This window comes from Phenylobacterium sp., from assembly GCF_020253645.1.
Taxonomy (GTDB): domain Bacteria; phylum Pseudomonadota; class Alphaproteobacteria; order Caulobacterales; family Caulobacteraceae; genus Phenylobacterium.
Genome location: NZ_JADCBG010000104.1, coordinates 23921 through 42601, shown reverse-complemented (window position 1 = coordinate 42601; position 18681 = coordinate 23921). Strand labels below are relative to the sequence as shown.

The 18681-nt window shown below is 66.4% G+C and carries 17 protein-coding genes and 1 tRNA gene; 4 read left to right on the top strand and 14 right to left on the bottom strand.

The genetic code is table 11. The features are described from left to right. Window positions 1-62: 62 nt before the first annotated feature. The 4 genes from ribB to INE98_RS07375 form a co-directional block, all read right to left on the bottom strand. The gene (ribB, locus tag INE98_RS07390) at window positions 63-1208 is read right to left on the bottom strand and encodes a 3,4-dihydroxy-2-butanone-4-phosphate synthase (protein WP_293537816.1); all 1146 of its coding nucleotides are present in this window, start codon (window positions 1206-1208) and stop codon (window positions 63-65) included. After that, complete coding sequence (locus INE98_RS07385; protein ID WP_293537814.1) at window positions 1205-1780, bottom strand: NADPH-dependent FMN reductase; 576 nt, start codon at window positions 1778-1780, stop codon at window positions 1205-1207. The genes ribB and INE98_RS07385 overlap by 4 nt, the downstream gene beginning before the upstream one ends. After that, window positions 1777-2688, bottom strand: coding sequence for a class I adenylate-forming enzyme family protein (locus tag INE98_RS07380; RefSeq protein WP_293537812.1), 912 nt, complete (start codon window positions 2686-2688; stop codon window positions 1777-1779). The genes INE98_RS07385 and INE98_RS07380 overlap by 4 nt, the downstream gene beginning before the upstream one ends. Before the next feature lie 156 nt (window positions 2689-2844). Next, entirely contained in the window at window positions 2845-4173 is a 1329-nt protein-coding gene (locus tag INE98_RS07375; protein WP_293537810.1) for an acyl-CoA dehydrogenase family protein, read from the bottom strand. Window positions 4174-4313: 140 nt separating this feature from the next. Here INE98_RS07375 and INE98_RS07370 point away from each other — a divergent pair, with 140 nt between their 5' ends. Then, the gene (locus tag INE98_RS07370; protein ID WP_293537808.1) at window positions 4314-5531 is read left to right on the top strand and encodes a serine hydrolase; all 1218 of its coding nucleotides are present in this window, start codon (window positions 4314-4316) and stop codon (window positions 5529-5531) included. A gap of 7 nt (window positions 5532-5538) precedes the next feature. On the opposite strand, the gene INE98_RS07365 is transcribed toward INE98_RS07370, so the two are convergent. Further along, window positions 5539-6963 carry an MATE family efflux transporter gene (locus INE98_RS07365; protein ID WP_293537806.1) on the bottom strand — a complete coding sequence of 475 codons (1425 nt, stop codon included), beginning with the start codon at window positions 6961-6963 and terminating at the stop codon, window positions 5539-5541. A 280-nt stretch (window positions 6964-7243) separates the two neighbouring features. Here INE98_RS07365 and rfbB point away from each other — a divergent pair, with 280 nt between their 5' ends. Beyond that, on the top strand, window positions 7244-8296 hold the full coding sequence (rfbB, locus tag INE98_RS07360) for a dTDP-glucose 4,6-dehydratase (protein ID WP_293537805.1): 1053 nt from the start codon (window positions 7244-7246) through the stop codon (window positions 8294-8296). Here rfbB and INE98_RS07355 read toward each other — a convergent pair. The 5 genes from INE98_RS07355 to INE98_RS07335 all read right to left on the bottom strand — a co-directional run bounded on the left by INE98_RS07355 (window position 8282) and on the right by INE98_RS07335 (window position 13493). After that, entirely contained in the window at window positions 8282-9121 is an 840-nt protein-coding gene (locus INE98_RS07355; protein ID WP_293537803.1) for a hypothetical protein, read from the bottom strand. The genes rfbB and INE98_RS07355 overlap by 15 nt on opposite strands. Then, window positions 9118-9942 (bottom strand): hypothetical protein, encoded by an 825-nt coding sequence (locus INE98_RS07350; RefSeq protein WP_293537801.1) that lies wholly within the window; start codon window positions 9940-9942, stop codon window positions 9118-9120. Before INE98_RS07350 ends, INE98_RS07355 begins: the two co-directional genes overlap by 4 nt. A 13-nt stretch (window positions 9943-9955) precedes the next feature. Continuing rightward, window positions 9956-10699, bottom strand: a complete 744-nt coding sequence (locus INE98_RS07345) for a glycerophosphoryl diester phosphodiesterase membrane domain-containing protein (RefSeq protein ID WP_293537800.1) — start codon at window positions 10697-10699, stop codon at window positions 9956-9958. A 71-nt stretch (window positions 10700-10770) separates the two neighbouring features. Continuing rightward, window positions 10771-12465, bottom strand: coding sequence for an asparagine synthase (glutamine-hydrolyzing) (gene asnB, locus INE98_RS07340; RefSeq protein WP_293537798.1), 1695 nt, complete (start codon window positions 12463-12465; stop codon window positions 10771-10773). Further along, window positions 12465-13493 carry a glycosyltransferase gene (locus INE98_RS07335; protein ID WP_293537797.1) on the bottom strand — a complete coding sequence of 343 codons (1029 nt, stop codon included), beginning with the start codon at window positions 13491-13493 and terminating at the stop codon, window positions 12465-12467. Before INE98_RS07335 ends, asnB begins: the two co-directional genes overlap by 1 nt. Window positions 13494-13590: 97 nt before the next feature. Here INE98_RS07335 and INE98_RS07330 point away from each other — a divergent pair. Continuing rightward, a tRNA-Met gene (locus INE98_RS07330) sits at window positions 13591-13667 on the top strand. Here the strand turns inward: INE98_RS07330 and INE98_RS07325 are convergent. Further along, on the bottom strand, window positions 13662-14249 hold the full coding sequence (locus INE98_RS07325) for a GNAT family N-acetyltransferase (RefSeq protein ID WP_293537796.1): 588 nt from the start codon (window positions 14247-14249) through the stop codon (window positions 13662-13664). The two genes, INE98_RS07330 and INE98_RS07325, sit on opposite strands and share 6 nt — an antisense overlap. Then, on the bottom strand, window positions 14237-15331 hold the full coding sequence (locus INE98_RS07320) for a lectin-like protein (RefSeq protein ID WP_293537794.1): 1095 nt from the start codon (window positions 15329-15331) through the stop codon (window positions 14237-14239). The genes INE98_RS07325 and INE98_RS07320 overlap by 13 nt, the downstream gene beginning before the upstream one ends. 182 nt (window positions 15332-15513) lie before the next feature. Here INE98_RS07320 and INE98_RS07315 point away from each other — a divergent pair, with 182 nt between their 5' ends. After that, the gene (locus INE98_RS07315) at window positions 15514-15825 is read left to right on the top strand and encodes a hypothetical protein (RefSeq protein ID WP_293537792.1); all 312 of its coding nucleotides are present in this window, start codon (window positions 15514-15516) and stop codon (window positions 15823-15825) included. 132 nt (window positions 15826-15957) lie between these two features. On the opposite strand, the gene INE98_RS07310 is transcribed toward INE98_RS07315, so the two are convergent. Together INE98_RS07310 and INE98_RS07305 are read right to left on the bottom strand one after the other, a co-directional pair. Beyond that, window positions 15958-17883 carry an ATP-binding protein gene (locus INE98_RS07310; protein WP_293537791.1) on the bottom strand — a complete coding sequence of 642 codons (1926 nt, stop codon included), beginning with the start codon at window positions 17881-17883 and terminating at the stop codon, window positions 15958-15960. Window positions 17884-18008: 125 nt separating this feature from the next. Beyond that, a complete protein-coding gene (locus INE98_RS07305) occupies window positions 18009-18644 on the bottom strand; it encodes a class I SAM-dependent methyltransferase (protein ID WP_293537789.1) in 636 nt (211 codons plus the stop codon). Between the last annotated feature and the right edge of the window lie 37 nt (window positions 18645-18681).

Below are 18681 nucleotides of genomic sequence, written 5' to 3'. Positions count from 1 at the left end.
GCGCCCGACCTTTCGGCCGGGCGCTGCGTAAAGCGGAAGCCTTATAAGCCGGAATCCCGGGATCAGTCGAGGGGGCGGCGCTCAACGATACGAAGGCCGTAGCCCGCCGAGCCCGGAAGGACCGTGGCCGAGTTGGTAAGGAGGATCATGTCCCGCACGCCAAGGTCGATCAGAATCTGGGCGCCCACGCCGTAGTCCCTGAGGACATTGGCGCCATGGTCCACCCCCGGGTCGGCGCCGTAACGCTCGGAGAGCCATGCGGGATTGGAGTCGGCTATGAAGGCTGCGACCCCCGCCCCATCTGAGGCCGCCAGCGCCTCAAGCGCCTTGCGGACGAAATCCGACCTCGCGCCCCCGGCGCCAATGACGTCCGCAGCGAGGTCGAGCCGGTGCATGCGCACCAGGGTCGGTCGCTCCGGCTCGATGCGGCCTCGGGTGAGCACCATGTGCTCGGTCCGGTCCAGGATATTGCGGTAAATGACCATCCGGAAACGGCCGCCGAAGGCGCTCTCCACCGGGGTCTCCAGCACTCGCTCCACCTGCCGTTCCGTCCTCCGGCGATAGGCGATCAGGTCGGCGATGGTGCCGATCTTCAGACCATGGGTCTGGGCGAAGACAATCAGGTCCGGCAGGCGGGCCATAGACCCGTCGTCCTTCATGATCTCGCAGATCACCCCGGCGGGGTTCAGGCCGGCGAGCCGCGAGATGTCAACGGCCGCCTCTGTATGGCCCGCGCGAACCAGCACCCCTCCATCGCGGGCGACGAGGGGAAATATGTGGCCCGGCGAGACAATGTCGTCCGCACCCTTGGTCGGGTCCACGGCCACCGCAATGGTGCGGGCCCGGTCGTGGGCCGAGATGCCGGTGGTCACCCCTTCCCTGGCCTCGATGGAGACGGTGAAGGCCGTGCCGTGGCCGGACTGGTTGTCAGCGGACATGGGCGGAAGGCGCAGCTGGCGCGATCTTTCGCCGGTGATGGACAGGCAGATCAGGCCCCGGGCGTGCTTGGCCATGAAGTTGATCTGCTCGGGCGTGGCGAACTGGGCCGGGATGATGACATCCCCCTCGTTCTCCCGGTCCTCCGCGTCCACGAGGATATACGGACGGCCATTCCGGGCGTCCTCGATGATGTCCTCGATCGGACTAATGGCGGACTCTCCGCCCCTCGGGGCGGAGGGCGGGTCTGTAACGAGATAGGGACGCTTCATGACGTGAGCCTCATCTTTGCAAACTGGACCACCTGAGCGGCGACGGTGTCGACCTGCCAGGCGTCATGAGCTTCCAGCGGACGGCCGTCCGGTCCGAAGGAGGCGCTGTTCACGGTCATGGCGGCCCCATAGGGCGTCGGCCAACCGCGGAGGGCGTGAATAATCGACCGGACCGCCGTCAGGGTCGTGCCTGCAGCCTGCGGACCAGCCGCCGTGACAATCACGCCGACGGCGCGGTCAGAGAAATAAGGCCGGGCGTCCCCGCGGAGGAGCTCGAGGGTATCGAGGGCGTTCTTCATGACGCCGGAGAGGGATCCATGGTAGCCCGGGGTCGCGAGGATAAGGCCGTCGGCGCCCCTGACAAGGTCGGCCAGCTCGGCCTGCCGCTCGGAAGGATCGCCGGGGCGAGGGTCGTAGATCGGCAGGTCCGCCAGGAAGGCGCCGCCCACCAGCCGGGTGCGGGCGCCGAGTCCCTCGGCTGCGGAAAGGGCGGCCGACAGGGCGAGTTCCGTGCTGGAGCCGGCGCGGGTTGTGCCGCCAAGACCGATGATAAGCGGCGCCGGGACAGTCATTCCCGCCCCCCGAACACCGAATTCAGCTCGGTCTTCAGGATCTTACCTCCGGCGTTCGTGGTCGGACCGAGGGTCGCGGACAAGCCGGTCGCGTGAAAGAGAGACGCCACCAGGAGCAAGCTGCGCCCCGGCAGCTTGTGCGGGTCGCTCTCAGGCAGGGGCTGGCTGGCCCGCATGAAGTGGCGCGCTGAGGCGATGCCGCTGGTCATGACATTGGAGGTCATGTTGCGGTGGGCGCAAAGGGCGTCTTTGGGCCGTCCCGTCGTGCCCGACGTGCAGAGGATGGCGGCGGCGGCGTCGGGATCGATGGCGACGTCCGGCAGCGGCGAATCCGGCAGGTCCTTCCAGCTATTCACCGGGCCGATGAAAGTCTCGAGGCGCATGGTCCGGGGGCCAGGGTCGGCGTCCTCCGGCAGGCGGGCGACATAGATCCGCTCCAGCTCGGGAAGCTCGCCCGGGCGGGGGGCGATCCGCTCGAGTCGCTCGTCGTCGACGATCGCCACCCGCGTCCCGGAGTCGGCGAGGCCTTGCTGTAGCGCGGGACCGGTCCACCCGCCGTTCAGGGGGGTGACGATGGCGCCGGCTAGGACCCCGGCGAAGAAGGCCACCGGCCTCTCAGGCAGATTGCGCATGATCACAGCGACACGGTCGCCCTCGCGCACCCCGTCAGCCTGGAGCTGGCGGGCCAGGGCGATGGCGGCGCGGAAGAAGGCCTCGTCGGTCGCGCAGTCGTCCTCGTAGACCAGAAATTCCCGCGCCGCGGAGGCCCGACCGTTCAGGAAGATGTCCCGCAGGGTCGGCGGCGCGTTCTTCCAGGTCCTCTGCCGGACGCCCTGGATGACCGGCTCCTCCATCTCGAAGCCCTGGCCCGGCGCCGTCAGGCGCGCGTGCGCCTCGGTGATCGACATGACGGGCCATTCAGATGCAGACACAGAGGGCATTCGGGGAACTCGGGGGGAAAGCGGGGAACGCTACGACCCTGACGGCCTTCCGTCGCGACGATCAAGCAAAAACACGGGGGCGCCCCTTCCAAGACGCCCCCTGATCCGATCGAGGCGGGCGGTTCAGGCCGAGGCCGCGTCCCGCGCTCGGCGGGCGTATTCTTCCTTGATCTCCGCCAGCTCCTTGGAGAACTTCTCCTGGGCTTCCTCGCGCAGGCGCGGGATGTGGTACTTGGGGAAGAGGTCGTTGTCGGGCCGGTAGTCTTTCAGCACCTGCTTGGCCAGGGTGACCTTGTGCACCTCGGTCGGGCCGTCGGCTATGCCCATGACCAGCGAGCTGGTCACCATGTGCATGAAGGGCATTTCATTCGAGACGCCCAGGGCGCCATGCAGGTGGGCGGCCTTGGTGGCGATGTCGTTGTAGACCTTGGGCATGGCCACCTTGATGGCGGCGATGTCCTTGCGGACCATGTTGTAGTCCTTGTGCTTGTCGATCAGCCAGGCCGTCCGCAGCACCAGGAGGCGGAAGCTCTCCAGGGCGATCCAGGAGTCCGCGATCTGCTCCTGCACCATCTGCAGGTCGGCCAGCCGCCCGTCCCGGGTGGTGCGCGAGACGGCCCGCTGGCACATCAGGTCCAGGGCGTGCTTGCAGGCGCCCACCGTTCGCATGGCGTGGTGGACCCGGCCGCCGCCAAGGCGGACCTGGGCGATGACGAAGGCTGCGCCGCGCTCGCCCAGCAGGGCGTCGTAGGGGACGCGGACGTCCTTGTACTCGACATAGCCCTCGTTGCCGCCGCCGATCTCGCCGCCTGCGCCAACGGCGACGTTGCGGATGATCCGAACCCCGGGGGTGTCCGTGGGCACCAGGAAGATGGAGGTGCGCCGGTAGGGGTCCTTCGCGTCGGGGTCGGTGATGGCGTAGACGACCAGGACCTTCGCCCAGCGAGCGTTGGTCGAGTACCACTTCTCGCCGTTGATGACCCACTCGTCGCCGTCCAGGACGGCGCGGGTCCGGAAGGTCAGGGGATCGGAGCCGCCGGTCGGCTCGGACATGGAGAAGGCCGAGCGGATCTCGCCGTTGAGGAGCGGCCAGAGGTACTGCTCCTTCTGCTTCTCCGTGCCGTAGTGAGCGATGATCTCGGCGTTGCCGGTATCCGGCGCCTGGCAGCCGAAGATGGTGGGTGCGAGGCCGTTGCGGCCGAGCTTCTCGTTCATCAGGCCCAGCTTCAGCTGGCCATAGCCCTGGCCGCCAAGTTCAGGACCCAGGTGGCAGGCCCACAGGCCCTGGGCCTTCACCTTGTCCTGCAGGGGCTTGATGAACTTCTCGCGGCCCAGGGGGCCATGGGCGGCCATGCCCAGGTGGCTGAGGGGTTCGACCTCCTCGCGCATGAAGTCCTCGATCCAGTCGAGCTTCTTCTGGAATTCAGGATCGGTCTCGAAGTCCCAGGCCATCATTGTCCTCCCTAGCGCCGAGGTGCGGCATACTGTTTGTTCAACTATCGGGCCGAAGGGCCGATTGCGCAACGCCGGCCTTTGCGAAAAGGGGCCCGGCGCCGCAAGGTCCTCGCAGACCTCAAAGGCAAGGAAACGCCATGACCCGCCCGCAAGCCCTCGGCTTCTCCCCCGCCCGCCTGGCCCGTATCGACCAGTTCCTCGAGGAGACCTATCTGGCGAGTGGACGACTGCCGTTCGTCCATCTCCAGGTGATGAGGGGGGGCGACCTGGTCCACGAGACGGTCCAGGGCCTTGCGGACCGCGAGCGCGGCCGCGCCGCCACGCGCGAAGACGTGCATCGCATCTATTCCATGACCAAGCCGATCACGAGCCTCGCCTTCATGATGCTGCTGGAGGAGGGCAAGGTCGCCCTGGACGACCCGGTCTCACGCTTCATTCCCGAGTGGAAGGACCTTACAGTCTACTCCGCCGGGACCGGCCCCTACCTGACGACCCCGCCGGCGCGATCCATGCAGATGGTTGACCTGCTGCGCCACACCTCCGGCCTGACCTATGGCTTCCAGACCCGGACCAATGTGGACGCCGCCTACCGTAAGCTGAAAATCGCCGACTCCCATGGGCCCCTCGACATGCAGGGCTTCGTCGACGCCCTCGCCCGCCTGCCTCTGGAGTTCTCACCGGGGGAGGCCTGGAACTATTCCATCTCCACAGATGTCCTCGGGGTCCTGGTCGAGCGAATCTCCGGCCAGCCGTTCCAGGACTTCCTCGCCCAGCGCATCTTTGCGCCTCTCGGCATGACCGAGACCGGCTTCTCCGTCCGCGCCGACCAGGCGGCCCGGTTCTCGGCCTGCTACGCGCCCACGCCGGAAGGCGGCCTGACCCTGCAGGACGACCCGGTGACCAGCGCCTACCACCAGACGCCGCGTTTCCACTCGGGCGGCGGCGGGCTGGTCTCCACGGCGGACGACTACATGAAGTTCTGCCGGATGCTCGTGAACCGGGGAGAACTGGGCGGTGAACGGCTGATCGCGCCCGCTACCCTGCGCCTGATGGCCTCCAACCATCTACCTGGCGGCCAGGACCTGACCATGCTGTCCCGCTCACTCTTCTCGGAGGCGACCAACGCCGGGGTGGGCTTCGGCCTCGGCTTCGCCGTCACCTTTGATCCGGTCCGGGCCATGCTGACTTCCAGCCCAGGCGAGTACTACTGGGGCGGCGCAGCCTCCACCGCCTTCTGGATCGATCCGGTCAAGGACATCGCCGTCGTCTTCCTCACCCAGCTCATGGGATCGTCCACCTACCCCATCCGGCGGGAGCTCCGGACCCTGGTCTACGCCGCGCTGATGGAGCCCTGATCCGGGCTCAGGGGGTGTCCACCCGGGACGGGGTGGGCGCCATGGCCGGCTGAGGTTTCGCACCTCCAGGGGCGAAGGCGGCGAGCAGGCTGGACTTCCGCCAGTTGCCCCACCGATACCAGGCGAAGGCGAGGAGACAGGAGGCGATCGAGCCGACGGGGAAGCTGATCCATACGGCGTCGGCGCCCAGGGCGGGCTGGAGCAGGCTGGCCACCGGGATGCGGATGCCCCACATGGCGATGATCATCGAGATCAGCGGCGGCCAGACCGAGCCGGTGGCCCGCACGATGCCCGACAGGATGAAGCTCATGCCGAAGGGAATGAAGCCCCAGAGGACGAAGTAGTTGATGTGCTGGGCGATGGGAATGGATGGGCTGCCCTCCGGCAGGAAGAGGCGCGGCGCCAGGGGACCGGCAATATAGATCAGCAGGATCGGCAGGGCGCTCAGGAGAACGGAGTACCCGATACCCGTCCGGGCCACCCGGTCGACCCGGTCCATCCGCCCCGCCCCGGCGTTCTGCGCCGCCATGGATGAGACCGCCATGCCCAGCGCCATGGCCGGCATCTGCACATAGGCCCACATCTGCATGGCCACGCCGTAGGCCGCCGCCGTGGTCGACCCGTAGCTGTTGACGAAGCTCGTCATGGTCAGGGCCGCAAAGGACATGATGAACATCTGCAGGCCCATGGGCAGGCCCTTCATGACCAGGGTGCGGATGATGGAGAGGTCCGGGATCAGGTAGCCGAACTCCCCGGGACGGGGGATCAGGATCGAGTCCCTGCGGTGTAGCCAGAAGATGATCGCCGCCAGGGTCAGGCCCTGGCAGATCAGGGTGGCCGAGGCGGATCCGGCGATGCCCATCCGGGGAAAAGGCCCGAAGCCGGTGATCAGCATCGGATTGAGGACTACCTCCATCGAGATGGCCAGCAGAGCGAAGTAGAAGGGCGTCCGCGAGTCCCCTGTCCCCCTCTGCGCCATCTGCACGAAGGAGAAGAAGTACATGATGGGGATCGCCATGAAGATGACCCGCAGGTAGGTCGTGGCGTCCGCCCGGGCGTCCGCCGGCGTGCCCATGGCGGCGAGGATTCCCGGCGTGGCCAGGAAGCCCGTGAGTCCGACCATCAGTGAGATGGCCAGGAAGAAGATGATGCAGGTGCCGACGACCCGCTTTGCAAGGTCGCGGTTGCCCGATCCGATCGCCTGCCCGATCAACAGGTTGGCGGACATGGAGACGCCGAACATGGCGCCCATCATCAGGAAGAAGACCTGGTTGGCGTTGGTGGTCGCCGTCAGGGCGGCGGGGCCGAGCACATGACTGACCCAGAAGGCGTTGGAGGTCCCGCTGAGGGACTGGAGGATGTTTGTGCCCAGGACCGGCAGGGCGAAGGTCACGAGGGTCGGACCGATCGGGCCAGTGGTCAGATCGGGCATTCCCGGACGCCGGCCGGGACCGCCGGGACCGAAGCCCCCCGGACCGCCGGGACCGCGGGGCGGACCGGCGCCGAACCCGCCCGTGGGGCTTTCGCGCTTGACGACCGCCGCCTCCATGCCCTGGTCTTCCCCGATCTGAGGGCCTGTCTCCTGCGGGGCGACCCTTGCTGAGTCACTACTCTAGGCCCCGGCGGCGGGCGCCTCAACCCGCCGGGCGGATTCCCTTGCCGGTCGAACGCCGCTAGGACATTAGCGAAGGCAAGCGAAGGCAGGGTTCCAGATGAAACTCATTGTCACGGGCGGCGCGGGATTCATTGGCTCGGCCGTTGTGCGGCGAGCCATCGGCGAGGGACGCCAGGTGGTGAACCTCGACGCCCTGACCTATTCCGCCAGCCTGGAGAATGTCGCCTCGGTGGCGGGCGACCCCGGATACGCCTTCGAGCATGCCGACATCTGCGACGCCGGCGCCGTGGCCGCCATCTTCGAACGCCACCAGCCGGACGCCCTCATGCACCTGGCCGCCGAGAGCCATAACGACCGGGCCATCGACGGCCCCATCGACTTCGTGCGCACCAATGTCCTGGGCACGGCGGTCCTGCTGGAGGCGGCGCGACTCTACTGGTCGGCCCTGCCGCCCGGCCGCCGCGAGGCCTTCCGCTTCCACCATGTCTCGACGGACGAGGTCTTCGGGGCCCTGGGCGAGTCCGGCGCCTTCAGCGAGGCCACGCCCTATGACCCCAACTCGCCCTACTCCGCCTCAAAGGCCGGCGCCGACCACCTCGTCCGGGCCTGGGGGCGGACCTTTGGCCTGCCGGTGGTGATCACCAACTGCGCGAACAACTACGGCCCCTTCCAGTTCCCGGAAAAGCTGATCCCGACGGTGGTGGTGCGGGCCCTGGAGGGCAAGACCATCCCGGTCTACGGCGACGGGCGGCAGGTGCGCGACTGGCTGCACGTGGACGACCACGCCGAGGCCCTGCTCACCGTGCTGGATCGCGGCCGGCTGGGCGAGACCTACTGCATTGGCGGCGACTCCACGCGCCGCAACATCGAGATCGTCCGCATGCTCTGCGAGGCCCTCGACCGCTACGCCCCGGCCAACACGCCGCACGCGGACAAGATCAGCTTCGTCACCGACCGGCCCGGCCACGACTTCCGCTACGACGTCGACGCCTCGAAGATCCGCGACGAACTAGGCTGGACCCCCCGAACGCCGGTCCCCCAGGGCCTGGAGGAGACCGTGCGCTGGTACGTCGAAAACCAGGCCTGGTGGCAGGCCATCCGCGACCGCGGCTTCGCCTCTGAGCGCCAGGGCCTCTCAGGCGGCGCCTGAAGGCTCCGGGGCGGGTTCCGGGGCGGGCTCCGGGGCGACGACCTCGGCCGGGCGGTCCTTCAAGGCGCGGAGTTCGCGGAAGACCACGACAGGGATCACTGTGGCGAATACTGACGACAGGAGCGAGACAACGAAGCTTACGACGGTCATGGCGATTATGGACGTGATGTTCTCGGTCTCATTGAGTGCAGCCATTAAGGGCTTGGATGCGATGTAAACTGGCAAGTAAACCAAGTTGGCAATGAGGTAGACGCCAAAGAACTGCCAACGGTTGCCTTCCGTGAGCTGCCGGCTCCGCGTCAGCGAGTCCCTCAAACCTTTGTCTTCCAGGATCATAGCGATGGGGGCGAGGCCAAAAGCCATGACGACCATGACACCCGGGACGATGAAGGCGACCAGGCCCAGGAGAGTCATCACGACCACAGTCAAGACGAGGGCGAAAAAGACAAGGACATTGGGCCGCCGATTGCGCAGGACGTCGGCGAACTTCAGGGTCCGCCCGTCGCAGGCCGCATCGGCCAGCCGGAACGATCCGACCAGGACCCTGATTGTGAAGACCAGGATCGCCAAGAAGCCAGGTACGGCCACGGCCAGCATGGCGAGGTCGACGAGGGCCGTGGAGCCCAAGGTAATAGCCGAAGATGAGAAGAACATCCCCACAAGGAGTGAGACAAACCAGACAGTGAGAATGGCGAAGAAGAACACTGGCGTGAAAAGCAGGCTCAAGAGTAAGAGCGGTCCCACCGCCTTCAGGCTGACCCTGCAGGCCTTCTTGAGGGTCGCGAATACGGGAAGCTTGGCGGGGGCGAAAGCGATGTCGCTCATGCGGGGACTCCGTCGGTTTCTGGCTGTTCAGCGGGGATGGAGCCCGCAACTTGAGCGCGCAGGTGCTGGTAGACAATCACGGCGACCAGGGCCGGCAGGCAGGACACGGCAAAGAGCAGGACGATAGCGACGGTAACCGTCGGTAGGACAATGAAGAGGGAAGCGCCCGGCCCCACCGCCTTGGCGACGAGGTAGCTGAGAAGGGACGGGACGAAGGCCAGGAGTAGTAGGATCAGCGTCAGGCCCAGGAGGCTCAGGAGGTTGCCTTCAGTGAGCCTCCAGCTGGCGGCCAGGGAGCCCCTCACATTCGTCCCCTCGAAGATCATCGCCGGCAGGGCCTGCCCGAAGACCAGGAGGAAGACCACGCCGGGGACCACAAGGGCCGAAAATCCCATCAGGGCGCCAAGGCCGAGGACAAGGACCAGCGAGGCGAGCGGCAGGAGGGGCGGGTCCGGCCTGTAGAAGACCTCCCGGGACTGCGGGCGCAAGCCGGCCCGGACCTCGGCTGCGATCCGGTACTGGGCGACGAGCAGGCAGAGGGCGACATAGGCCTGGATAATCCACCAGAGGACAATGCTGACCAGGGGCAGGGCCTCTGCAACCTTGGCGCCCAGGCCCGAGGCCCCGAGCCCCCCGACCTCAAGGACCGTCCTGAGGATCTGGAGAGGAAGGACAAACACAAGCGCCAGGATGACCATCAGTCCCAGGGCGGCGAGGTTGAGGAGCAGCAAGGGGCCAATGGCCCTGGGCAGCAGACTCAGCCCCTCCCGGAGGGTCTGGAAGACCCCCAGACGACCGGGAGAGCGGGCTGCATCCGCCATTTGCATCCTTCCGTCAGATCAGGGGCGCCGGGGCCGAAGCCTCGTGCAGGCGGCGCAGGTCGAGGAAGGCGTGGGTGTAGAGGACGGCGATGAATACGCCGACGAAGCCCTCGACGGCGGAGGAAATGATCGAGAAGACGCCGCCGGCGGGCCCGGGCAAGGTGCTGGCGAGACCCAAGGGCAGACTGACGACGACGCCGACCCCGATCAGGATCAGGCCGTTGAGAAGAACCAGCCCCAGCAGGCGCCACCGGTTGCCACGGGTCAGTTCCCGGCTCCGTTTCAGCGCAGCGATCGGGGAAAGGTCTTCAGGGATGAAGGCCGGAAGGGCCACGCACAGCATCAAGAGGATGACGATGCCGGGAAGGATCAAGGCGACGAAGCCAAGGAGGACGAGAAACAGGAGGGCCAGGGTTGTCAGGATCACGTTCGGCAGACGCGGAAGGGCGGCCTGAACCGCCGGGGCGAAGTCGAGGCTGGCGTTGGTCCCGAGAGGTCCCTCAGTCGCCCGGGCGGCCAGGGTCTGCGAGATGGCGCCCAGGACCACCAGGAGCAGGACGCCAACGAGGACGAGCCCTGGGGAGATGGCGGAGGGATCGGGCCCGTTGATTCCCGAACGTGACAGCGCCAGATGCGCAATCCCGAACATGAGTCCCGTGAAGACGAAGAAAAGCGGCTTGGCCTTGAGTGTCGAAAAGGCCTGATTGAAGACCCCGCCGACATTCAGCTTACCCGACGCCATTGAAATCTCGGTCATGTTTTCCCCCTCTGGCCGAAATCAAGCCTTACCCAGAGTAAGGCATAGTCGGTGGTGGTCGTCGAGGGGCCCTAGACCCGGCCCGCACACGCCTCCAGGGCGTCGGCGGGTTCTGCGCCTTCCAGGTGGATGAGGGACCAGACGGCCAGGAACAGGAGGGGCCAGGCGCCCTTCCCTCCCGGGGCGAAGGCGGCGGCGACGGCCTCGGGCGAGCGCAGGCGACGGACGGCGGAGACCTCGGCCACCCGCGGGGCGATGTCGGCGGCGCGGGGGGCGATCCAGGCCTCGACGGGAACGGTGAAGCCCTGCTTGCGGGCCCAGGGCGCCGCCGCCGGGCAGGTGCGCGCCAGCCAGGTCCTGAGAAGATACTTCCCGAACCGGCCGCGCACCTTGAACCGGTCCGGCAGGGTGAAGGCGAAGTCCGCCACCTCGGGGTCGAGGAAGGGGGTCCGCCCCTCCAGGCCGTTGGCCATCAGACAGCGGTCCAGCTTGATCAGGAGGTCGTTGGGCAGCCAAGTCGCCACATCCGACCACTGAGCCGACTGGAGAGGGGACAGGCCCCGGGGCGCACGTCCGGCCTCGCGCCAGCGGGCAAGCACCTCGGGGCGGTCCGGGCGCGGGTCGGCGGGCCGTCCGCCCAGCAGGGCCGGCCGAAGCGCCCGGCGGTAGCGGCCGTAGCCGCCGAACAGCTCGTCGCCCCCCTCCCCCGTCAGCACCACGCGCAAGGTGTCCCGGGCCGCCTCGGCCAGGCGGTAGGTGGGCAGGGCGGCGTAGTCGGCCGTAGGATCGTCCAGGGCCAGGGCCACCCGAGGCATCAGACGCCAGAACTCGGTTTCATCGAAGCGCACCTCGCGCCAGTCGAGGTCGAGGGCCCGGGCCACCCGCTCGGCCTGGCCGCGCTCGTCGGCGGCGCCGGGCATGTCGAAGCCGCAGGTGAAGGCGGTGACCGGCCTCTCGGCCAGCCGGGCCATCAGGGTGGCGATGGCGGCGCTGTCGATCCCCCCGGACAGGAAGAGGCCGAAGGGGGCGTCGGACCTCTGGTGCACCCGGACGCTCTCCTCAAGAACGGCGTCGAGCTGGTCGATGAGGGCGGCCTCGTCGCTCGCCCGCCGGGGAGAGCGGGCCGGCAGGCTGGGCCGGGGCTCGTGCGCGATAAGCCCTGCGGGCGTCACCTCCAGGATTTCGCCGGGCGCCAGCCGGCGCAGGGCCGGGAAGATGGTCGCCTCCCCCGTTGTATAGGACAGGCCCAGGAGGTCTTCCGCCGCGGAGGCGTCCATCACCGGATCGATCAGGCCGGCGGCCAGGAAGGCGCGGGGTTCGGAGGCGAAGATGACCGCCCCGTCCCGCTCCAGGATATAGAGGGGTTTGATGCCGAAGGGGTCCCGCACCAGCCAGGTGCGCCCGTCGCCGCCCACCAGGCAGAAGGCGTACATGCCCCGCAGCCGGCGGAAGGCGTCCGGCCCCTCCCGGGCGTAGAGGTGCAGGAGGGGCTCAAAGTCCGAGCCCGTGGCCAGGAGGGGTCCGAGCCCGTGGTCCTGGGCCAGCTCCAGGTAGTTGTAGATCTCGCCATTGCCCACCACCACGGAGCCGGCGGCGTGCAGGGGTTGCCAGCCCCCCTCCAGGTCGATGATGGACAGGCGGGCGTGAGCGAGGTTCGCGCCAGGCAGGCTCTCGGTGCGGATCCCGTCAGGGCCCCGGTGCGCCAGGGCGGCGATCAGGTCGGCGGCGAGACGCTCGCCGTTCAGGACGCCGGCGATGCCGCACATCAGCCCGCCCCGTACTCTGTGAAAAGCTCACGCCAGCGGGCGACGACGGCGTCGGGAGAGAACTCTCCGGCCACCCGGGCGAGGCCGGCCCCGGCCAGGCGGGCGCGGGCGGCGGGATCGTCCAGCAGGTCGCGAGCGGCGTCGGCCAGGGCGGCGGGGTCGTCCACCGGGACCAGGCGCCCGTCCTGCCCGTCGCGGATCAGGGCCGCCGGACCGGTAGAGGCGGCGGCCACTACGGGCAGGCCGTGCGCCCAGGCCTGGATGACCACATTGCCCAGGGGCTCGTAGCGGGAGGGGAAGAGGCAGAGGTCCGCGGTCCGGTAGAGGGCCGAGGCGTCGGTGCGCCAACCCAGGAAGCGCACCCGCCGCGACAGGCCCAACCCCTCGGCAAGGGCCTTCAGCCGTCCCTCCTCCGGGCCGGCGCCGGCGATCCAGAGGAAGGCTTCGGGCAGGCGGACCAGGGCCTCCAGGGCCACGTCATGGGCCTTGGCCTCATGCAGCCGGCCCATGGCTAGCAGCAGGGGCGCGTCCTGCGGCGTATCGAGCCCGGCGCGGGCCACAGGGCGGGCGTCTGCGGCGGGGGCGGCGAAGTTGGGGATGCAGCGGACCCGCCCCGCCGGCCAGCCCTGGGCGACGATCCAGTCGGCGATGTCCTCGGTGTTGGCGACCAGGGCGTCGAAGCCGCGATAGTATTTGAGGTTATAGTAGCCCCCCAGCCGGCCGACCCTGGCCCAGGGGCCCTTCGGCGCATGCCGGGCGGCGCGGTTCATCCAGGCCAGGGCGAGTCGGGTCCTGGTGCGGCGGGCGAACCGCCCGGTCAGGGGCGTGGTGAGGAGGTCGAGGGGTCCGCCGAACCTCAGCACCCGGGTCGGCACGCCGGCCGCCTGCAGGGCGGCCTGTCGCCGGGGGTTGGCGCGCAAGGCCGCCGATTGCGCCACCCCCGCCCCGGCCAGGGCCGTGACCAGGTCGACGAAATAGGTCTCCGCGCCGCCTTCGCCGGCCGTTCCCAGGAGATGCAGGACGCTCATCGCAGGGGTGACCCTAGCAAGCCCGGCCCCTCTTCCCAAGCGGCTTGAAGCGCGCCCCGCCAGACCCTATAACCCGCCCCTCGCCGAAGGGCCCGGCGGCTGGGTAGCTCAGATGGTTAGAGCGGTGGATTCATAACCCACAGGTCGGCGGTTCGATCCCGCCCCCAGCTACCAGTTCGGAGGGCGTTGGCCGGTTCGATCCGCCCGACCCTCCAGAGGGTGGTTGACCTCCCGGCGCATGAACACCCGCCGGCTTTCGTCCAGACCGCGCGCCAGATTCTCGCGGCGGATGTCGTCAAGCGCCGCAGGCAGGACCTCGATCACCTCGAACCCGATCCGGCTGTACCAGGGGGCGTTCCACGGAATGTCCCGGAAGGTGGAGAGCACCAGTGCCTCGAGGCCCGCCGCGCCGGCGAGGGACCCGGCCTTGTCCAGCAGGCCGGCGCCGAGCCGCCTTCCTGAGAACTCCGGCAGGACATCGAGCTGTTCGATGTAGAGGACGGCCTCGAGGGGCCGGAACCGGATCGCGGCGACGGGGCGATCGTCGGGCAAGGTCGCCACCCACAGGCCACCGGCCTCAAGTCGTTCCGCGAGCAGTTCTTCCGGGGCTGGAGGGTCCTGGGCGATCCAGGCTTCGTGCGTCTCCAGAAACCTCTGCGCAGACTCGCGCTCGATGGCGGCTATGGCGCGAAGTTCCGATGCCCGGGCCAGCCGGATCGTAACGCTCGCAGATGTCGCAGGCCTCAAATGATCCATCCGTTTCCGAGGCTGGAGAGGGAGACGCCGACCAGGATGACCTGGTCGCCGTTGCCCATGTCGACCACAACGTCAGCGCCGACCTGGGCGATTGTCCGCGAGGGGTTCCCTTCCAGCTTCAGGCGGTCGCCTTCGGCGGAGTTGAAGTCTGTGATCCGGTCGATGCCGGCGCCGGCCAGACTGTGGAACAGGTCCGCCCCCGGACCACCGCTGAGGGTGTCGCCGCCCTTGTCGCCCCACAGCCAGTCATCGCCGGCGCCCGCCGACACGGAGTCGTCGCCCTGGCCGCCGCGCACCCAGTCGTTGCCGGCTCCGCCGTCGACCGTGTCATTGCCCATGTTGCCGTAGACGATGTCGAAGCCGGCGTCGCCGAACAGGAGGTCGTTGTCCCTGCCGCCGACCACCCAGTCCTCGCCGTCATTGCCGCGCAGGGTGTCGTTCCCCATGTTTCCGTTGATGTCGTCGAAGCCAGAGCCTCCGGATACCGAGTCGTCGCCGGCATCGCCGCGCAGGTAGCTATAACCTGAGGCGTAGCTGATGACGTCATTGCCCTCGAGGCCATAGACCGTCTCCCCGCCGGAACGGGAGATGGTGTCAGCGCCTGTAGTTCCGCGGATATAGTCCCACTCCACCACGAAATAGAGGCTGTTGGACGGGTTGACGTCGTTCCACTTGTAAGCCGTTCCGATCCCGCCCGACGGCTGTGGCCAGGACTGAAGCCCGAAGGCCAGCGCGTCCTGCACGCCGCCGAAATTGTCCGGCTCAGCGCCAAGGGCGCCGGCGCCCCAGTTCGAATAGCCCGATGAGACGAGTGACCCGTCTCCCCAGCGCCAGGTCCCCTCCATGTCGGCGTCGGAGCCACCCAGCCAGAGGTAACGAGCGCCGCCCCCGTCGGTGGCGGTCGGTGCGGCGTCGAGTCCGGTCGCCAGCTGCGTCATGGTGATCAGCGCCTGGTTCTCGGAGGCGCTGGTGATGTAGGCGAGATGTCCGCCCTGGCTCTCGGCCCAGGTCCTGGCGGCCGACCAGGTCATGGCTGTCTTGACGATCTGGTAGGTGTGACCGGCTGCGTAATAGGTCCCCATACGAACGACTCCCTGACAAGGCGCTTTCCAACCCGTGCACTGCCGAAAGTGAAGAGCGTGAGAACCGACAGGGATAAACACCTTTAACCTTGCGCGGCTGGTTGCATGAACTCACCCTGGTCCTTGGGGCGGCGATCATGCCTGAAGGCCCCTGACAGGTCGTTCCGGACATGGAGACGAGGATGTGGACCAGGGCGCCGCGGGGCGGATCGAAGACGCCGCCGCCTGGTCGACGCAAGGCGCTGATGGTCCTCGCCACGGTGATGGTGACCCTTGGCGCCTGCGCCACCCAGCCCTATGCGCCGTCACCCGACGCCCCCGGGTTTCTATCGGGGCTCCTGCACGGGTTTCTCAGCTGGTTTGCGCTGATTGCGCACATCTTCAGCCCTGAGATCCGGATTTACGCCTACCCCAACGACGGCGGCTGGTACGACTTCGGCTTCCTCCTCGGAGTCACCGCGTGGGGTGGAATAGCCGCAGCCATGTCCGATTGAGAACTCCGCTTGAGTCCGAAGCCCTTTTGACGACCTGCGTGTTTTCACTCGAAACCGGCCGCTTTCCCGGGCGCAGGAGCCGAAAAGCAAGCCCCGGCTGACGCCGAGCGCAGGCAAACCACGGCGACAGGTTCAATCGGCCTCCTCGAGCGCGCCCGAGATGGCTGCAAACAAAGCCCCCACGTTGATCGGCTTTCCGACGTGGCCGCTGAAACCCTGCTCCGCGTACTGCTGGACCTGCCCCGGGAGGACATTGGCGGAAAGGGCGATGATCGGGATGCTCGCGGCCCTGCCTGAGAGCCTCCGGATCGCCTGGGTCGCAGAGACGCCATCCATGACAGGCATCTGGATGTCCATCAGGACGAGATCGAACGCCTCCCGGGTCACCATCTCCACGGCCTCGGCCCCATCGGCCGCGAAACTCAGCTTCACGCCGGTATCCTTGAGCAGGGCGTCCATCAACTCGCGATTCGCCGGATTGTCTTCCGCCAGCAGGATCCTGATCGGCTGGGCGAGACTGACGGCGGGCGCCCGAACCGACTCTTCCGCGGGTTCGGTGACGTCCAGTTCGACCGTCACGGTAAAGCACGAGCCCCGTCCGACCTCGCTCTCGACGGTTATGCTTCCCCCCATCAAGTCAATCAGGCGGCGCGAGATCGCCAACCCCAGGCCGGTCCCCCCATAGCGCCGGCTGATGGAGCCATCGGCCTGGGAGAACCGTTCGAAGAGTTTGGAAATCTGTGCTTCCGACATTCCCAGGCCGCTGTCGGCAACCTGGATCGTGAGCAGGGCGCGGCCCGGATCGCGTCGCTGAGCCGCCACAGCGACCTTGATCGTCCCCTCATCCGTGAACTTGATGGCGTTGGACAGGAGGTTCAACAGAACCTGGTTTATCCGCATATCATCGCCAAAGAGCCAGTCTGGCGTTCCGTCGTCCAGGGACGGACGAAAATGACCTCGAACAACAAGTCCTTTTCCTTCCGCCTGTGGAACCAGAAGCGCTATTGCATCCTCCACAAGACGTTCAGGATTGAACGGCCTTAGATCGAGCTCAAGAGCTCCATTCTCAAGTTTGGAGAGATCTAGAATATCATTTACAACATTCAATAATGTACGACTTCCCATAGAAATCTTATTTGTATAGGATTTCACTCTTTCAGATGATATATCTTCTTTCTCGATTAGATCAGAAAATCCGATAATGCTTGTTAATGGAGTCCTTAGTTCATGACTCATGTTTGCAAGGAACTGTGACTTCGCCTCCGCAGCCGCATCAGCTTCCGAGAGCGCCTTGACGAGGGCTCTCTCAGCGTCCTTGCGTTCCGTAACGTCGCGCAAGACGTCCACCCATTCTATCAGATCACCAAAGACATTATGGGCTGGCCTTGGATTTCCTTCTAACCAGATCCGACTTCCGTCCTTGCGTATTGTCAGGACCTCGGTTGGACCTGGAGTACGCTTCGAAATAGTTATGTTTTCCAGCATTTTTGAGGCCCTCGGATGAGCCTCGCTATCAATCAGACTGATGATCGGCTTACCGATCAGCTCATCAGGATCATATCCGAGTATCGACTTCACTGCAGGGGATACAAATGTGAATAATCCATCTGACGAATATCTTATTATTAGATCTTTTGTGTTTTCTGCGATAAACTTAAATCTGCGCAGCTCATTGACATCGAGCTTCATATCATTCCAATGAGATGTAACGTCTATATTTACTCCTACGACTTCAGGACCTTTATCTCCCAACCTTGAAACTACCCTCGAATGTATTTGCCTGATATCTCCATTTGGCAACAAAATTCTGTAATAAGTCGATAAAGGCTCGTCGCTTATAAATGCTTTAGCCAAGCTGCGCGTAACGTGATTCCGGTCATCGGGATGATAGCGTGAGACAACTTCACTTGGCGTACATCCGGGCTCAAGTTGAAACATTTGGTACATGGCTGGCGACCAATCGAACCGGCCATCCGCAAAATACTTCCATGCGGCTACGCCTGAAAGCTGGAGTAGGAAGTTTTCCTCGCCCAACATACTGGATGGATAGTGCTGCATATCCTCATTCTCATGCACCCATAGGTCAAATCATCGCGGGTTTGGGTTAAGCCAGCGTTACGTCTCCAAACTGGTGACGAAAGCCAATGATCGAAGCCAACCTCGGGAGGTCTCGGAATTCAGATTCATGCCGAGGGATGGTGAAGGCCAGCCTCTCCGAGCACATTCCATCCTGCAAAGCGCGGGACTTTGGGCAGGTAGGCGCTTTCCGCGTCAAGGGCGGAGAATCCCGCCCCTTCAATCAGGGGCAGGATTGGTCGCGTCAGTCGACAGCCCCCCGCCAGACGCTCCCAGAGCGGCTCGATCCGTCTCTGCCAGCGGGCGACGTCCACATCCGGGGAAAGACCATGCTCGCAGTAGAACAGCCGGCCGCCCGGCTTGAGAACGCGCCGGGCTTCCGCGAGGGCCCGCTCCGGCGAGTGGACCGAACACAGGGTGAAGGTACAGACCACGCTGTCAAAGCTGGCCGCCTCGAAGGGCAGGTCCTCGGCGACTCCGGCCAGAATCTCGACCGGAAGCCCTTCCGGCCGAGGGGCGGCTTCGGCCATGGCCCTCAATTCAGGCGCCGGATCGACGCCACTCACCGACGAGACCCTGTCCGGATCATAAAAGACGAGGTTCAGGCCCATGCCCACGCCCAGCTCGAGGACCCGCCCGCTTGCGCGGGGTACGAGGCGCCCCCGCTGGCGCATCATCTCGGGACCTGAGCAGGCGCACGCCAGGAACTTCGGCAGGATCGTTCGCTCATACCAGCTCGCCATGGCCTCTCCCCCGGTGATCGACCTCGCCACAATGCCG

What these genes read in the sequence shown, in the direction of transcription:
- ribB (WP_293537816.1), bottom strand. Translation starts at nt 1,208, where the DNA reads ATGAAGCGTCCCTATCTCGTTACAGACCCGCCCTCCGCCCCGAGGGGC.
- INE98_RS07385 (WP_293537814.1), bottom strand. Translation starts at nt 1,780, where the DNA reads ATGACTGTCCCGGCGCCGCTTATCATCGGTCTTGGCGGCACAACCCGC.
- INE98_RS07380 (WP_293537812.1), bottom strand. Translation starts at nt 2,688, where the DNA reads ATGTCGATCACCGAGGCGCACGCGCGCCTGACGGCGCCGGGCCAGGGC.
- INE98_RS07375 (WP_293537810.1), bottom strand. Translation starts at nt 4,173, where the DNA reads ATGGCCTGGGACTTCGAGACCGATCCTGAATTCCAGAAGAAGCTCGAC.
- INE98_RS07370 (WP_293537808.1), top strand. Translation starts at nt 4,314, where the DNA reads ATGACCCGCCCGCAAGCCCTCGGCTTCTCCCCCGCCCGCCTGGCCCGT.
- INE98_RS07365 (WP_293537806.1), bottom strand. Translation starts at nt 6,963, where the DNA reads ATGCCCGATCTGACCACTGGCCCGATCGGTCCGACCCTCGTGACCTTC.
- rfbB (WP_293537805.1), top strand. Translation starts at nt 7,244, where the DNA reads ATGAAACTCATTGTCACGGGCGGCGCGGGATTCATTGGCTCGGCCGTT.
- INE98_RS07355 (WP_293537803.1), bottom strand. Translation starts at nt 9,121, where the DNA reads ATGAGCGACATCGCTTTCGCCCCCGCCAAGCTTCCCGTATTCGCGACC.
- INE98_RS07350 (WP_293537801.1), bottom strand. Translation starts at nt 9,942, where the DNA reads ATGGCGGATGCAGCCCGCTCTCCCGGTCGTCTGGGGGTCTTCCAGACC.
- INE98_RS07345 (WP_293537800.1), bottom strand. Translation starts at nt 10,699, where the DNA reads ATGACCGAGATTTCAATGGCGTCGGGTAAGCTGAATGTCGGCGGGGTC.
- asnB (WP_293537798.1), bottom strand. Translation starts at nt 12,465, where the DNA reads ATGTGCGGCATCGCCGGCGTCCTGAACGGCGAGCGTCTCGCCGCCGAC.
- INE98_RS07335 (WP_293537797.1), bottom strand. Translation starts at nt 13,493, where the DNA reads ATGAGCGTCCTGCATCTCCTGGGAACGGCCGGCGAAGGCGGCGCGGAG.
- INE98_RS07325 (WP_293537796.1), bottom strand. Translation starts at nt 14,249, where the DNA reads ATGGATCATTTGAGGCCTGCGACATCTGCGAGCGTTACGATCCGGCTG.
- INE98_RS07320 (WP_293537794.1), bottom strand. Translation starts at nt 15,331, where the DNA reads ATGGGGACCTATTACGCAGCCGGTCACACCTACCAGATCGTCAAGACA.
- INE98_RS07315 (WP_293537792.1), top strand. Translation starts at nt 15,514, where the DNA reads ATGTGGACCAGGGCGCCGCGGGGCGGATCGAAGACGCCGCCGCCTGGT.
- INE98_RS07310 (WP_293537791.1), bottom strand. Translation starts at nt 17,883, where the DNA reads ATGCAGCACTATCCATCCAGTATGTTGGGCGAGGAAAACTTCCTACTC.
- INE98_RS07305 (WP_293537789.1), bottom strand. Translation starts at nt 18,644, where the DNA reads ATGGCGAGCTGGTATGAGCGAACGATCCTGCCGAAGTTCCTGGCGTGC.